The sequence below is a fragment of the Streptomyces sp. TAA486 genome (assembly GCF_000426165.1).
The window spans coordinates 350,048-363,661 of sequence record NZ_AUEV01000002.1 but is presented as its reverse complement, the minus strand read 5'-3'; the positions used below and the strand labels follow the sequence as shown (position 1 = coordinate 363,661).

Here is a 13,614-nt window from a genome sequence, read left to right as displayed (position 1 = left end):
GGTTCAGGAGCTGTCGCGGAGAGCCATCGGTGAGAAGGTGTGTCGCCGGCGACCGCGCGCGTAGGGGAGAGCAGTGACCGCGAAAGACGAGATCGACACCAGCAGGCCCCACCCGGCCCGTGTCTACGACTACTGGCTGAACGGCAAGACGCACTACGAGGCCGACGTGGCCGCCGGCGACCGGGTCGTGCAGGTGTGGCCCGGCGTGCTGCTCGGCGCCCGGCTCAACCGCGAGTTCATGCACAGGGCAACGCGCTGGCTCGCGCGTGAGGCGGGCATACGGCAGTTCCTGGACATCGGCTCGGGAATACCGACGGAGCCCAACCTCCATCAGGTCGCCCAGGCGGTCGCGCCCGGGACAAGGGTCGTCTACGTCGACAACGACCCGATCGTGCTCCGGCACGGACAGGAACTGCTGAGCGGCACACCCGAGGGCCGCACGGCCTACGTTCACGCCGACTTCACCGAACCCGAGACCATCCTCGAGGCCCCCGAACTGCGGGAGACCCTCGACCTCGGCCGTCCCGTCGCGCTGTCGCTGATCGCACTGCTGCATTTCATCACCGACGAGCGGGGCGCCTACGACATCGTCCGCAAGCTCATGGACGCGCTTCCGTCCGGCAGTTACCTGGTCGTCTCGCACGCCACCGCCGACTTCGACCCGGATCTGCTCACACGCGTCGCCGAGGCGTACCAGTCGTCCGTCGCGGAGGGCCAGATCCGCTCCAGCTCGGAGGTGAGCCGCTTCTTCGACGGGCTCGAACTCGTCGACCCGGGCGTCGTGGTGGCCCACCGGTGGCGGCCCGACGACGGCGAGTCCCAGCCTGACATCACCGACGCGGAGTTCCCGGTCTACGGAGGGGTCGCGCGCAAGCCCTGATCACGTGGGCCGCGCCGGCCCGGACGCGGCCGCGCATGCTTCGCCCTGCCGGGGGTAACTGCTGGCCAGACAGTACCTAGGCCCTCCGGGGGTGCAAGCAGATGGCGAACTTTCTGACCGAGATGAGGAGAAAGGCGAAGGCGGCCGCGAACGGGAACAGCGGGCGCGCAGCGACGAAGAAGACGTCCAGGAAGACGACGACCGGGACGAAGAGCACAGCGAAGAAAACGGCAAAAAGCACATCGAAGCGGTCAACTGCCGCGAGGCCGAAGAAGACCGCGAAGAGCGCCCCCAAGAAGAAGACCACGGCCCGCACACGGACCGCCCGCGAGACCGTGCTCACCAAGCACCAGCTCCCGGCCGTATGGCGCGTGCTGATCCTGCTGGTCGCGTTCGTGGCGATGGTCGGCTTCGCGGTCGTCCTCTCCAAGCTGACGCTGGGGCCCTCGGCCGCCTCCGAGTCGCTCACCCACAGCAACCTGCGACCCGGCGACTCGATCCGCAACTACCTCCAGCAGCCCGCGCTGCGCGACACGATCAAGCAGCTCGGCGGAAACATCGTGCTCGGCATGCCCTTCGGCGCGCTGCTGCCTGCCCTGGTGCCCCGCCTCCGCGGGCTGGTGCGCGTGATGCTGGCGACGGCGGTGGTCATGCTGGCGGTGGAGCTGGTGCAGGGAGCCCTCGTCCAGGGCCGCGCCTTCGACATCGACGACGTCATCCTCAACAGCACCGGTGCCGTGCTCGGCTACCTGATCATCGGGCGCCGCCTCGGACGCGCGGTGCATCCGCGGCGGCCCCACTGGTGGCACCGCTTCTCTCTCAGCGCTTCGCGTGGCCGTCCGTGAACTGGACCGACACCTTCTCGTAGCCCAGCGAGACAAGCAGCTCCCGCAGCATGTTCCGGGTGTTCTTCTCCGCCCGGTCGGTGAGGTCGCTCTTCTTCGCGGCCTCACCGATGTGGTCCTCGGCGAGCTTGTGCACCTCGCGCTCGTCGTTCGGATTGTCGGAGAACACATCGCCGAGCCGGTCGAGCAGACCGCGCTCCTTCGTCACCGCGTACGAGCGATCCGCGTCCAGCGCGGGCTTCTCCAGTCGGGCGTGGGGGAGTTTCACGGTGGCTTCCGTACGGTCGCGGCTGACCTTGACCTGGTCCTCGCCGACGTCGCCCAGGTCCACGAACGCACCCACATCGCCCTTGCCGACGAAGAGAGTGCGGTTGCCGCGCACCGCGTCCGGCAGGAACTTCGCATCCTTGTCCAGGTCGACGACGACCTGGAAACTGCCCGACGCCGCCTCGTAACGGCTCATGTCCTGGATCGACTTGAGCAGCACGGGCCCGGTGCGGTCCTTGGTCTCCGTCCCGAACGGGTTCGTCGCCTTCGGCAGGAGGTTGAACACCCCCGCGAGCAGAAGGAGCAGGAGAAGAAGGATCAAGGCCATGAAAAGCATGACCCACCACGACGGACGCCTGCGGGCATCGACTGGACGCTGCACGGGTGACATTTGACCGTCCCTTCGGACCACCGGTGGAACTCACGGACACTGTCCCGTTGCCCCGGGTTCCCTCGGTTCATGGTCGCCACCCCCGCGGATCCGCCCCGTTGCCGGCCGACCGACAGCCCGCTCACCTCAGCTGTCCAGCGCGAAGACCCGGTCGACGAAGTCGTTGGCGAAGACGCGTCCCGGGTCGCGCTCGAGCACCAACTGCCGGAAGTCCTCGGCCCGTTCGTACAAAGCCGCGATCCGCTCCGGCTCCATGGCGGTCAACTTGCCCCAGTGGGGCCGCGCGCCCAGCGGCAGCAGCTTCTCCTCGACCGCCGCGACCACCGGCAACACCGCCTGCGTGTCCTTGACCCAGGTGAAGTGGAAGGCGACGCAGTCACGTTCCCAGGCGGGGCTGAGCCACAGGTCGTCAGCGGCCACGGTGCGCACCTCGGAGATCTGAAGCACCGGTGCGATGCGGTCCCCCAGGGCGCGCAGTGCGGCCAGCGCCTCGGCCGCGGCGGCGCGGGGCAACAGCAGCTCGGACTGGAGCTCTTCGCCGTTGCTGGGCGTGAAGTCGGGCCGGAAGTGCGGCAGTCGCTCGTACCAGGGGCCCGGTACGCCGAGCTGTTCCGTGCAGTGCGTCGCGGGAATGCCGGGGATCGGGTGGTGTGCGGCGTCCGCCGGGGTCTGCCCCTCCCAGCCCGGGGGCCGAACGCTGCCGTCCCGTTCCGTGACACGGCGCTTGACCCACACCCGCGCCTCCCCGCTGCGGTAGTCGGTGAACGCGCTGACGCTGTAAGCGCACCCGAAGATCTCGTCGAAACGCGCGGCCGCCTCCGTGAGGGGCACGCCCGTGTAGATGTGCTGGGAGACGTCGAAGGCCGGCTCCACACGGAGCGTGAGCCGGGTGACGATGCCGAGGGCACCGAGGGCGACGACCGCGCCGGGGAAGCGCTGCGGTTCGTTCCTGCGGCTCAGCAGCGACAGTTCACCGTCCGCCCCGACGAGTTCGACCGACGTCACTGCCGCCGCCAGGCACTTCTCCGAGTCGCCCGAGCCGTGTGTGGCCGTCGCGCAGCATCCCGCGACCGAAATGTGCGGCAGCGACGCGAGGTTGGCCAGGGCGTACCCGGCCTCGTGCAGGATGCCGGCGACTTCGCCGTACCGCATTCCGGCACCGACCGTGACGGTCGAGGACTCCTCGTCGACGTCCACGGCAGGCGGCAGCCCGTCGAGCCGCACGAGGTCGCCGGAGGTGTCGGCGACGCGGTTGAAGGAGTGGCCGCTGCCGAGCGCCCGCACGCGGTGCGTGGAGGCGACGATCTGCTGCAACTCCTCGACGGATCCGGGACGTAGGACCCGGCGGGCGCCGAAGACGGTGTTGCCCGCCCAATTGTGTGCGGGGCTGCCGGACGCGGGAGCGGGAGTGGTCACGCGGGGGCTCCTGGATCGAGTTCTGGTGTGTCGGATACCGGCCCGCGCGCGGCGTCAACACGCCGTCGCCTGACCGGAATCGGCGGTGTTGCGGGGTGCGCCGCCCATGAGGGAACATTTTCGGCCTCCGGGATTGGCCGATCCACGCCACACAACGTACATTCCTTCCCTTGTGCAACTTGCGCAACAGTCCCGCTACGGGTGACTTCGTGGCGGGGACTGGACAGGGGCATGTGCGGGAATGAGGACGGACAGTGCCGTGGAAACGTACCCCTCGCGCAGCGCGAGGAGGAGTGGACCGGAGCGGACGCATGGTCACCGTGGCGAGACCCATGCGTTCACAGCACGGGGAGCTGAGGCATGCGCATCACTGAGATTTCGGGCGGCCTGCCGGACCGTCGCATCCCGGAACGTCCACCGGGGCCGGCCGTTCCCCGGCTGGTGCTGGGGGAGCGGTTGCGCAAACTGCGCGAGGCACAGTACATATCCCGCCAGGAGGCCGGCGAGGCCATCAAGACCTCGGACGTGACCATCGCCCAACTGGAGCGTGGCCGCTGCGGTTTCCACGAGCGGGACGTGACCGACCTGCTGACCATCTACGGGATCACCGACCGGACGGAACACGCCACCCTGCAGGCCCTCGCGGCGCAGACGAACGCCCCCGGCTGGTGGCACGCCTACCAGGACGTCGTGCCCGAGTGGTTCCACACCTTCCTCGGCCTGGAACAGGCGGCCGGCGTCATCCGCACCTACGAGGTCCAGTTCATCCCCGGGCTGCTGCAGACACCCGAGTACGCACGCGCCGTCATCGAACTCGGCCACCGGGGCGCTCCCGAGATGCAGATCGCGCGCCGCGTCGAGCTGCGCATGCTGCGCCAGCGCATCCTCCACTCCATGCGGCCCCCTCATCTGTGGGCCGTCATCGACGAGGCCGCGCTGCGCCGCCGCGTCGGCGGCGCCGAGACGATGCGCGGTCAGCTGGAACACCTCATCGCTGCCTGCGAACTCCCGCACGTCACGATCCACGTCATGCCCTTCGAGGCCGGAGGGCACGCCGCCGCGGGCGGGCCCGTGACGCTGCTGCGCCTTCCGGAGCGCGAGCTGCCCGACGTCATATACCTGGAGCAACTCATCGGGGCCAGCTATCCGTCGGAGGCGAGCGAGGTCGACCACTACCGCCACGTCGTCGACCGCCTGGTGACCGACGCCGCACCGGCACGGGAGACCCGTGCCTTCCTGCTCCGGATGCTCGACGAACTCTGACAGCGCCCTCGGCGGGACGTACCGCGCGGCGGGCGGTCTCAGGACCGCCCGAGCTGCGCCCCCATCGGCCCCGATGCCGCGGCGCGCCGCTCACCTGCGAGGTCCTGCCACCAGGGAGCGTGCGGAAGCACGGGCGCGGACGGTTCGAAGCTGCCGCCCGGCACCGGCAGCGCGGCCCGCACACCCGCCTGCTCCGCGGCGGCCAGGAGCCGCTCACCGGGCTCCGCCCAGGGATGCGGCGCGAGGTTGAAGGTGCCCCAGTGGATCGGCAGCAACGCCCCGGCATTGCCCGTCAGATCGCGATGGGCGCGCACCCCGTCCTCGGGAATCATGTGGATGTCCGGCCAGAACTCGCTGTACGCGCCCACCTGGATCATCGTCGCGTGGAACGGCCCGTACTCCGCGCCGATCTCGGCGAACCCGGGGAAGTAGCCGGTGTCGCCGCTGTGGAAGATCCGGTGCTCGGGGCCCGCCACCGTCCAGGACGCCCACAGCGTGCGCTGCTCAGTGCGCACGCCTCTGCCGCAGAAGTGACGGGCCGGAGTGGCCGTCAGCCGCAGACCGGCGATCTCCGTCGACTCGTGCCAGTCCAGCTCGGTGAACCGATCCGGCGTCATGCCCCACCTCTCCAGGTGCGCTCCGACACCCAGTGGCACGGCGAACGCCACGCCGCTCGCGGTGAGTTGGCGGATGGTGGGCAGATCGAGATGGTCGTAGTGGTCGTGCGAGATGACGACGGCGTCGAGCCGTCCCAGTGCGGCGAGAGACACTGGAGCCGCGTGCAGCCGTTTCGGCCCGATGAACGAGAACGGCGAGCAGCGCATGCCCCACACCGGATCGAACAGCACGCGCCTGCCGTCGATCTCGGCGAGGACGGTGGCATGACCCAGCCAGGTCAGACGCAGCCCTGAGGCCGGGGGCGAGCTCAGATCCGGGCGCGAGAGAGGGATGGGGCCGGTGGGTCTGCGCCCCTCGCGTCTGAACAGCGCGCGCAACATCTCCCGCCGGCTCCGCACGGCTCTGGGCGTACGGCCGGCGGGCAGGGGATTGCGGAAAGCACCGGCCTCCACGTCGTAGTTCGGCGAGCGCTCGATGCGGGCCAGCCGCTCGCCCGAGGGCTCCGCGCCGAAAGAGAGGGGATTGAAGCCGAGCACGCCGCTCATGGGGTCTCCCGTTCTGCCGATGTCACCGCAACAGGCTTGTGATGCCACCAGAACGCTGTTCGGCGTCCGGTTTGTTCCCCGGCGATGAGTTCCAGGGGCTCGCCGGGTCAACACGCGAGACCGGCGGAAGAGCCGCCCCGGACCCGCGGACCCGGGCTTCCGGACCCCCGGGCCTGACCCGGGCCCCTGAGGCACGGAGGAAGAGGTGTGTGCACGTGACGACGATGCTCGATCTGGGACCGCAGACGCGCGAGGTGAAGGCGCTGCTCGACGGAATCGGCGACGACCAGCTCGCGGCGTCGACGCCGTGCGAGGCGTACTCGGTGGGGGATGTGCTGAGCCACCTGCTCGGGCTGAGCCTGGCCTTCACCGACGCGGCGAAGAAGAACCTGGGCGCCTCCACCGACCAGAACCCCGATGGAGGTCTGCCGCCGCTCCCGGGGAACTGGCGCAGCCGGCTGCCCGCCCAGCTCGACGAACTCGCCGCCGCCTGGCGCAGCGAGTCCGCCTGGGAGGGGGAGACCCAGGCGGGCGGCGTCACCCTGCCGGGCGATCTCGCCGGCGTGGTCGCGCTCAACGAAGTGCTCCTGCACGGCTGGGACTTGGCGCGCGCCACTGGCCAGGACTACCGCGGTGACGCCGACAGCCTGGAGGCATCCATCGGCATGCTCTCGCAGGCCGACTCCATGGAGATGCGGGGCACCATCTTCGGGCCCGTCGTCGAGGTGCCCGGCCACGCGCCTCTTCTGGACCGGGCCGTCGCGCTGAGCGGGCGCAGCCCGGACTGGAGCCCGGCGTCTCGTTGACGCGGTGCGGGGTGGATGGCAGGCACGCCCGCCCGGACACGCCGGGGGGCGTGCCTGCGACTGCGCTCCTGGTGAGCACAGTCAGAGCCTCCGGCTTCCCTCGCCTGTACGGCGATCCGCCCGCGCAGCACCGCGCGCCCGCGCCGCGAGGAGGTGCGGCGACTGCGGCCTCCCGCGTCCCAGCCCGCCGATCCCGGCATGACCTGCGGGGACGTGCCCGCGAGGACGTCCACGGGCCGCATGTGCGCCGGATTCACGGAGGCGGCGCGGCACCGCCGAGGCCGGTGCCCGCCGGCCCTCCCCGGCGGGTCATCGGCCCTGTCCCGTGGGAGACGGGTGGCGGGAGGGTAAGGACCGGGAGGAGGTGACATGACAAGCCAATCGAACCCCCGCATCGGAACCGCCCCCCACACCCGCACGAGCACACCGCTGCTCGCCGGTATCGACATCGGCAGCACCCACTGCAAGGCCTTGATCTGCACCCCCGACGGCACCGTGCTGGCTCGGGCGCACCGCGCCACACCCCGCAACCCCGACCAACACACGCATGACGCCGACGAGTTGACCGGCGCGGCCCTCGAAGCACTCAGCGATTGCGTACGCGCCGCGGGCCGCGCACCCCACACCGTCGGACTGACCGGCATGGCCGAGACGGGCGTGCCGCTCGACCGGCACGGGGCACCGCTCGGCCCCGTACTCGCCTGGAACGACCCGGCGCCCGCCCCGCATGCCGAAACGTTGCGCCGCAGATGCGGCGCGGCGGAACTGCACGCACGCACCGGCGTCCTGCCCAGCGCCAAGGTCCCTCTGGCCCGCTGGTGCTGGCTGCGTGAACACCACCCCGAGCTGCTCAAGCGCATGCGGCAGTGGGCGGGCGCCGCCGACCTCGTGGCGCGTGCGCTGACCGGACGGGTCGGCACCGACGCGACGTTCGCCCAGCGCAGCATGGCCTGGGAACCCGGAACCGACGGCGCCGCACTCGGCCGGTGGAGCGCCGAACTCCTCGCCGAGGCCGGACTGACCCCCGCACAGATGCCGCACGTCCATCAGCCCGGCTGCCCCGTCGGCCCCGTCACCCGGGCGGCGGCCCGCCGCCTCGGGCTGCGAGCGGGCACCCACGTCGTCGTCGCCGGGCACGACCACCTCGTGGGCGCGTGGATCGCGGGGGCGCGCCGCGCGGGCCTGGCCGCCGACTCCATGGGCACCGCCGAGGCCGTGCTCACCGTCTCGGACGCTCCGCCGCACCGCGCCGCCGCCGCGGCGGAAGGCATGTCCTGGGGGCGGCACGCCGACGGCGAACACTGGATCACCCTTGCGGGAATGGCGAGTTCGGGAGCGCTCGTCGATTGGTTCTGCGACCGCTTTCTCGACGGACAGGCGCAGGGCCAGGGCGACGGACCCCAACCGGCAACCCGCTACGCGCAGTTCGCCCGTCTCGTCGAGCGCTGCGGCCGCCGGGTGAACGGGCACGGACCGGCCCTGCCCAGCGGCATCACCGTCGAGCCCTACCTCCAAGGACGCAGCGCTCCGCACCCCGATCCGGCCGCACGCCTCGCCGTGCACGGCATGGCCGCACGCCACGGACCGGCCGACCTCGCGCTCGCCCTGCTGGAGGGAGCCGCGTACCAGGCTCGCTGGATGGCCGATGTTCAGGCCGAGTTGACGGGAGCCGAGCCGCACGCCGTCACGCTCCTCGGCGGCTCCACACGCCAGCGGACCTGGACGGCGCTGAAGGCGGCCGTCACCCCGTGGCCCACCGAGGTCTGCACCGAACCGGAGGCGCCCGCCCTGGGAGCGGCGGCGTGGGGCGGCGCCGCCATCGGCATCGACCCGGCCTCCATCCGCCCCGCGACCAACTCCGTACGGGCCGACGGCCAAGCCGCGGCAGCGCACCGCGATGCCTACCGGGACCAATTCCTGCCCCGGGTCATGCCGCGGCAGGCGAGGTCCAGGGAATCGGAAGAGCGGGACTCACTGGACCTGACAGGCTGAGAACGCCGCAGCTGGAGGGACCTGCAGTGGCCGGGTAGGAAGGGGGCAGGAAGGAGAGGTGAAGGCGCGGCTGCCGCTGCCCCGACCCCACCTCGCTGCGCCCACCCGCGCGGCGGGCGAGTCCCCCAACTCGCCGCGATCCGCCGACGTTTCAGGACGACAGGCGCCCGGACGCCGTATGATCCCGGACCTCAACCCCCGCAGTTGAGGTCCGTCTGACGCATGTGACCCAGCGGCTTGCCGGTGTCGGCGCGGGAGACACGCCACAGGCGGAACGGACCGGCGGCGGCGACCTTCTCGCCTGCCCGCATGGTGCCGAGGACCTTGCTGTCCGTCCCGTCAGCCGCGTAACGGGGCGCCTTGTCGTGCACCACCTGGCAGATCGCTCCCGCCTGCGCTGTGCCGCCGACCGAGGGGATGGCTATGGCGCCTATGGCGAGCGCGCAGGGTGCGGCGAGACGAACCGCCAGTTTCCGTTTCTTCATCCTTCTCCCCGTATCGGTACCGCTCGGCGCACATCTTCACCCCCATCGTGCCAACTACGCACCCCGGTAGGCACGATGGGGGTGGATTAGGCACTCTGTGCCACCGTTGCGGCCGCTCTGCTGACGGCCAGAGCCGTGGCCATGATCGTCAGCTGAGGATTCACCTCCGGGCAGCTGGGCAGCGCGGAACCGTCGGCGATCAGCACCCCCTGCACGCCCCGCAACCGCCCCTCGGTGTCGGCCGGAGCGGTCTGCGCGTCGGCGCCCAGTGCCACCGTCCCGGTGGGGTGGAAGGCCGACAGATGCAGCTGCTTGGCGGTCAACCCCCGGAGCATTTCCTTGAGTTGGTCCTGCGACTGCGCCTTCGGGGCGGCGGGGATGCCCGTGAGGACCTCCTCCGCGCCCGCCGCGAAGAGGACCTTGCCCATCGCTCCGAGGGCCCGCATCAGCCGCTCCCCGTCCCGGCGTGCCAGGTCGTAGCGCAGCAGCGTACGGCGGGCTCCCATGACGCGGCCCGAGGGCAGGTCCGCGATCATCGCGCCCAGAGTGGCGAGGGACTCGGCCCCGTCCAGCTCCCGGCGCAGGGCACGTCCCACCCCGGGAAGCACGAACGAGCCCATGCCGGGCGGCCCGGCGGTCGCCTCGATGAGGATGCCGTCGCTGTGAAGCTCCTCCACACCGACGCTCTGCAGCACGCCTCGCCATGCGGTGACGGGCTCCGTGAAGCGCCCCGCCACGCTCGCGGCCGGGTGGATCGCCAGGTTGCGGCCGAGTCGCGGGTGGCCGCCCAGGCCTGACCGGCGCAGCAGCGGCGGTGAGTGAAGGGCACCCGCCGCGACCACGACGAGTGGGCTGAGGATCTCCAACTCGCTGCCGTCCGGGCGGCGTACGACGACACCGCACGCCCGCGGGCCGCCCGGCCGGTCCTTCTCGACGAGGACGCGCTGCACATACGCCCCCGTGACGATCCGCGCCCCGGCGGCACACGCGTCGGGCAGCACCGACAGCTGCACGCTCTGCTTCGCGCCCGTGGGGCAGCCGACGACGCACTGGCAGGAGCCCTTGCAGTCGGTCGCGTTGCGGCGCAGCGGTGCCGCCTGCCAGCCGAGCTTCTCGGCGCCGAGCAGCGCGGTGCGCCCGTTGCGGCCGAGGACGTCGAGGGAGGCGGTGGCGACCTGGAGGGTGCGTTCGACCTCGTCCAGGCATTCACCGAAGGAGTCCGCGTCGGCCATGCCCAGCCCGTACGCATCGCGCCAGCGAGTCAGCACATGGTCCGGAGTGCGGTAGCACGTACCGGAGTTGACGATGGTGGTGCCGCCGACGGCCCGTCCGACGGGCAGGACGACCGGCGGGTTGCCGAGCGCGATGGTCCCGCCGCCGTCGCGGTAGAGCTCCCCGAACCGGTCGAGGGGCGCGCGGCGCCCGAACTCGGCCGTGGTGTGCCGCCGGCCCTCCTCCAGCACGAGGACGCGCATGCCCGCGCGAGCGAGCGTGCGGGCCGCGATAGCGCCTCCCGCGCCGGAGCCGATGACGACGGCGTCGGCCGTCGATCTGTCCGGCCACTCCACGGACGGCACGCAGTCCAGCGGCGGATCCTCCGGCGCGGACACCGGCGGGGGAGCGGGCTCCTCGTGGATCATGCGTTCCGTGCCGGCCGCGAGCATCACCGGCACCTTCACGGCGTCCAGCACAGGCAGCAGCGTCCGGCGGGACGCGAGTGAGGCCAGCACCGTCTCGCGCTCATCCGGGGTGAGACCGTGCAGGCGGCGGCCGGTCCGGACCGCGGCGTAGGCGTCGACGGCGGCTGCCGCCGCCCGGACGCCGGCACGTGCGCTTGCGGGCATCGTGCCGAGCACGGAGCCCAGTCGGCGGGGTACGGCACCCGGCCACGCCTTGCTGCCGTCGTCCGCGAGAAGTGCGGCAACCAGGCCGCCGAGCCGTTCCTGACCGCTCATCGGTCACCCACCTCCGCGTGCGCCGTGCCGTCCAGGGTCCATTCCGCTTCGGTGCGCCACCGTCCCCACCAGCGCTCCAGGACGATCCGGGCGTCCGCCGTCTCGCTGTTGCGGCACACGGCGCCGCTTCCGTCGGGATCGGTGTAGTCGAGGGCGAGGGTGCGCTCGTCGGGCTGGGTGACCTCGACGCGGATGCGGCGCAGGCCCGAGCGGCCGGCCACCGTCCACGTCGGCAGCGACACATTGGCCTTGAAGCGGCCGAGCCCGGCCCAGCCGACCGCGGTGCGCTCCGGCCTGCGCGGCCAGGTGCGGCCGTCCTTGCGCAGCCGCAGGAACACCAGCGGCGGCAGCCGCCGCAGCCCGGGACGCATCGAGGTCGCGGCGACGATCTCCAGCACGTCGCCGCCGCCGAGCCCCGCGTGCAGCCACGCCCAGCGGCGAGCGTTGCCGTGCCCGTAGATACGGGCGGTCGCCCCGGGCGCCTCGTCGAGCCTCAGCTCGCCGCCGTCGTAGGTGAATGTCCCCGTGTACGAGGCATGCGGTGCCGGCACGATCTGCGCCGCCGGAAGCAGCTGACGGCGCCAGGACCAGCGGGGGAAGGTGAACAGCGGCTCGTCCTGCGGGTGTTCGGCCAGGTCCCAGCTGAAAGGGCCCGCTGCGCCGCGCAGCCGTCCCGGGCCGGCCTCGATGCCGTCCGAGGAGAAGCCACGCGCCTCGGCCTGCTGCTTCCAGGGCTCCGGGCCGAACCGTGCGTGCTCGACCGGGCCTTCGCCGTCGGCGGGGAAGCGGGCGACCCAGCCATGCGCGTAGGCGCCCGATCCGTCGGCCGGTGCGACGAGTTCGTGGTGCAGCCACAGTCCACTGCGGGTGGCGGGGTCGGTGACGGTGGTGTACCAGACCTCCGTCCGGCCCGCGGATCCGTCCCAGCGCGGCGCGAGTTGGGCCGCCGGGTCCTCGGAACGCGGGAAGCGGAAGCTGGCCAGGAAGGGAAGCAGCTGCGTGCTGAGGGGGAAGCGCAGCGTTCCCTTCCCGGCCTCCTCACCGTCCTCGAAGAAGGAGAACGGCAGGATGGTCATCGACTTCACGGGCCGGCCCAGGGATATCGACTTCCAGCCGTCGAGGGAGTGACGGCGGCCCTGCGCGGTGAAATCGATGCGGTAGCGGATGCGGCGACGGGCGAGCGGTGAGATCTCCAACTCGCCCGTGGCCTGGGCGTCGTCGGCCCAGCCGGCGATGCGCACCCGTCCGGTCACGGCACCGCGGATGGTGCGGTGCGGGAGCAGCACATCGCCCGCCCGTACGGACAGATCCAGGCGCATCGCGCGCGCCTCGCTCTCTCCGGCCAGAAGGACGGAACCGGCCATGACCTCCGAGAAGACCGTGCCCCGGGCGCCCATCAGGCGATCCCGAGACCGTCGAGCATGATGCGCTCGGTGGTGGCGAGGTACGCGTCCGCCGCCTCACGCGCCGCCTTCGCGTCGCCCGCGCCGACAGCCGAGACGACAGGTTCCAGCCGGCCGTGCGCCACGTCCGGATCCAGGAACGGGCCGACGAGGTGTTGGCGCATCGGCAGGTAGGCGTTGAAGAGGGTGTTGGTCAGCAGCGTGTAGACCCTGTTGCCGGTGGCGCGGGCGAGCGCGCGGTGCACCTCGATGTCCGCGAGCTGCACGTCGCCTCCGCCCTCGGCCTCCCTGACCGCGGCCAGCAGCGCCCGCAGTTCCTGGCGCTGCCCGGTGGTCGCCTTCATCGCCGCCCGCTCGGCGATCAACGCACCGACGCTGCGGCGCACTTCGAAGATCTCGCCCATCCATTCGGGGCTGTGCCGGACCAGCATGGGCAGCAGGTCGGCCCCGCCGAGACGTACGAAGTCCCGTACGCGCGTGCCGACTCCGTGGCGGGTCTCCAGCAGGCCCGACTGCACGAGCCGGCCGAACGCGTGCTTGAGCGTGGTCCGCGTGACGCCGTAGCCATCGGCCAGCTCACGCTCGGGAGGCAGATAACTCCCCGCGGGATGGGATCCGGTGAGGATCTCCTCGCGCAGTTTGTTCTCCAGTACGTCGACGATCGTCTCGCGGGGCAGAGTCTCCACGGCCCGGCACCTTCCTCAGTGACTCAGTGGATGAGCCACTGAATCACGTACCGTCCGGCGGG

The 13,614-nt window shown here is 71.6% G+C and carries 13 protein-coding genes; 5 read left to right on the top strand and 8 right to left on the bottom strand.

Annotated features, from left to right (window positions below; all coding sequences use genetic code 11):
- Positions 1–73: 73 nt before the first annotated feature.
- A complete protein-coding gene (locus I004_RS0105555) occupies positions 74–880 on the top strand; it encodes an SAM-dependent methyltransferase (RefSeq protein WP_028434657.1) in 807 nt (268 codons plus the stop codon).
- Positions 881–956: 76 nt separating this feature from the next.
- Here I004_RS0105555 and I004_RS40170 read toward each other — a convergent pair whose 3' ends face one another.
- Positions 957–1,223, bottom strand: a complete 267-nt coding sequence (locus tag I004_RS40170; protein ID WP_158677006.1) for a hypothetical protein — start codon at positions 1,221–1,223, stop codon at positions 957–959.
- On the opposite strand from I004_RS40170, the gene I004_RS39795 reads away from it, so the two are divergent.
- Positions 1,216–1,725 (top strand): VanZ family protein, encoded by a 510-nt coding sequence (locus I004_RS39795; RefSeq protein ID WP_486579753.1) that lies wholly within the window; start codon positions 1,216–1,218, stop codon positions 1,723–1,725. The two genes, I004_RS40170 and I004_RS39795, sit on opposite strands and share 8 nt — an antisense overlap.
- On the opposite strand, the gene I004_RS0105540 is transcribed toward I004_RS39795, so the two are convergent.
- Together I004_RS0105540 and I004_RS0105535 are read right to left on the bottom strand one after the other, a co-directional pair.
- Positions 1,700–2,329, bottom strand: coding sequence for a DUF4230 domain-containing protein (locus I004_RS0105540; protein ID WP_486579802.1), 630 nt, complete (start codon positions 2,327–2,329; stop codon positions 1,700–1,702). The two genes, I004_RS39795 and I004_RS0105540, sit on opposite strands and share 26 nt — an antisense overlap.
- Before the next feature lie 180 nt (positions 2,330–2,509).
- Positions 2,510–3,799 carry an FAD-binding protein gene (locus I004_RS0105535; RefSeq protein WP_028434653.1) on the bottom strand — a complete coding sequence of 430 codons (1,290 nt, stop codon included), beginning with the start codon at positions 3,797–3,799 and terminating at the stop codon, positions 2,510–2,512.
- A gap of 360 nt (positions 3,800–4,159) precedes the next feature.
- On the opposite strand from I004_RS0105535, the gene I004_RS0105530 reads away from it, so the two are divergent.
- Positions 4,160–5,062: a Scr1 family TA system antitoxin-like transcriptional regulator gene (locus I004_RS0105530; protein WP_051344733.1), complete on the top strand. Its 903-nt coding sequence runs from the start codon at positions 4,160–4,162 to the stop codon at positions 5,060–5,062.
- Between the two features lie 38 nt (positions 5,063–5,100).
- Here the strand turns inward: I004_RS0105530 and I004_RS32435 are convergent, their stop codons facing one another.
- Positions 5,101–6,225, bottom strand: coding sequence for an MBL fold metallo-hydrolase (locus I004_RS32435; RefSeq protein WP_078510855.1), 1,125 nt, complete (start codon positions 6,223–6,225; stop codon positions 5,101–5,103).
- Positions 6,226–6,449: 224 nt separating this feature from the next.
- Here I004_RS32435 and I004_RS0105520 point away from each other — a divergent pair, with 224 nt between their 5' ends.
- Positions 6,450–7,031, top strand: a complete 582-nt coding sequence (locus I004_RS0105520; protein WP_037975257.1) for a TIGR03086 family metal-binding protein — start codon at positions 6,450–6,452, stop codon at positions 7,029–7,031.
- 369 nt (positions 7,032–7,400) lie between these two features.
- Entirely contained in the window at positions 7,401–9,023 is a 1,623-nt protein-coding gene (locus I004_RS32430) for an FGGY family carbohydrate kinase (protein ID WP_051344732.1), read from the top strand.
- 191 nt (positions 9,024–9,214) lie between these two features.
- Here the strand turns inward: I004_RS32430 and I004_RS0105510 are convergent, their stop codons facing one another.
- The 4 genes from I004_RS0105510 to I004_RS0105495 all read right to left on the bottom strand — a co-directional run bounded on the left by I004_RS0105510 (position 9,215) and on the right by I004_RS0105495 (position 13,552).
- Positions 9,215–9,508: a hypothetical protein gene (locus tag I004_RS0105510; RefSeq protein ID WP_028434650.1), complete on the bottom strand. Its 294-nt coding sequence runs from the start codon at positions 9,506–9,508 to the stop codon at positions 9,215–9,217.
- Between the two features lie 86 nt (positions 9,509–9,594).
- On the bottom strand, positions 9,595–11,463 hold the full coding sequence (locus tag I004_RS0105505) for a GMC family oxidoreductase (protein ID WP_028434649.1): 1,869 nt from the start codon (positions 11,461–11,463) through the stop codon (positions 9,595–9,597).
- A complete protein-coding gene (locus tag I004_RS32425; RefSeq protein ID WP_078510854.1) occupies positions 11,460–12,860 on the bottom strand; it encodes a hypothetical protein in 1,401 nt (466 codons plus the stop codon). The genes I004_RS0105505 and I004_RS32425 overlap by 4 nt, the downstream gene beginning before the upstream one ends.
- Complete coding sequence (locus tag I004_RS0105495) at positions 12,860–13,552, bottom strand: FCD domain-containing protein (protein WP_028434648.1); 693 nt, start codon at positions 13,550–13,552, stop codon at positions 12,860–12,862. The genes I004_RS32425 and I004_RS0105495 overlap by 1 nt, the downstream gene beginning before the upstream one ends.
- Positions 13,553–13,614: the final 62 nt, after the last annotated feature.

Coding starts and splice junctions, on each gene's coding strand:
- I004_RS32430 (WP_051344732.1), top strand. CDS start 7,401: ATGACAAGCCAATCGAACCCCCGCATCGGAACCGCCCCCCACACCCGC.
- I004_RS0105505 (WP_028434649.1), bottom strand. CDS start 11,463: ATGAGCGGTCAGGAACGGCTCGGCGGCCTGGTTGCCGCACTTCTCGCG.
- I004_RS32425 (WP_078510854.1), bottom strand. CDS start 12,860: ATGGGCGCCCGGGGCACGGTCTTCTCGGAGGTCATGGCCGGTTCCGTC.
- I004_RS0105540 (WP_486579802.1), bottom strand. CDS start 2,329: ATGCTTTTCATGGCCTTGATCCTTCTTCTCCTGCTCCTTCTGCTCGCG.
- I004_RS0105520 (WP_037975257.1), top strand. CDS start 6,450: ATGCTCGATCTGGGACCGCAGACGCGCGAGGTGAAGGCGCTGCTCGAC.
- I004_RS32435 (WP_078510855.1), bottom strand. CDS start 6,225: ATGAGCGGCGTGCTCGGCTTCAATCCCCTCTCTTTCGGCGCGGAGCCC.
- I004_RS0105510 (WP_028434650.1), bottom strand. CDS start 9,508: ATGAAGAAACGGAAACTGGCGGTTCGTCTCGCCGCACCCTGCGCGCTC.
- I004_RS0105530 (WP_051344733.1), top strand. CDS start 4,160: ATGCGCATCACTGAGATTTCGGGCGGCCTGCCGGACCGTCGCATCCCG.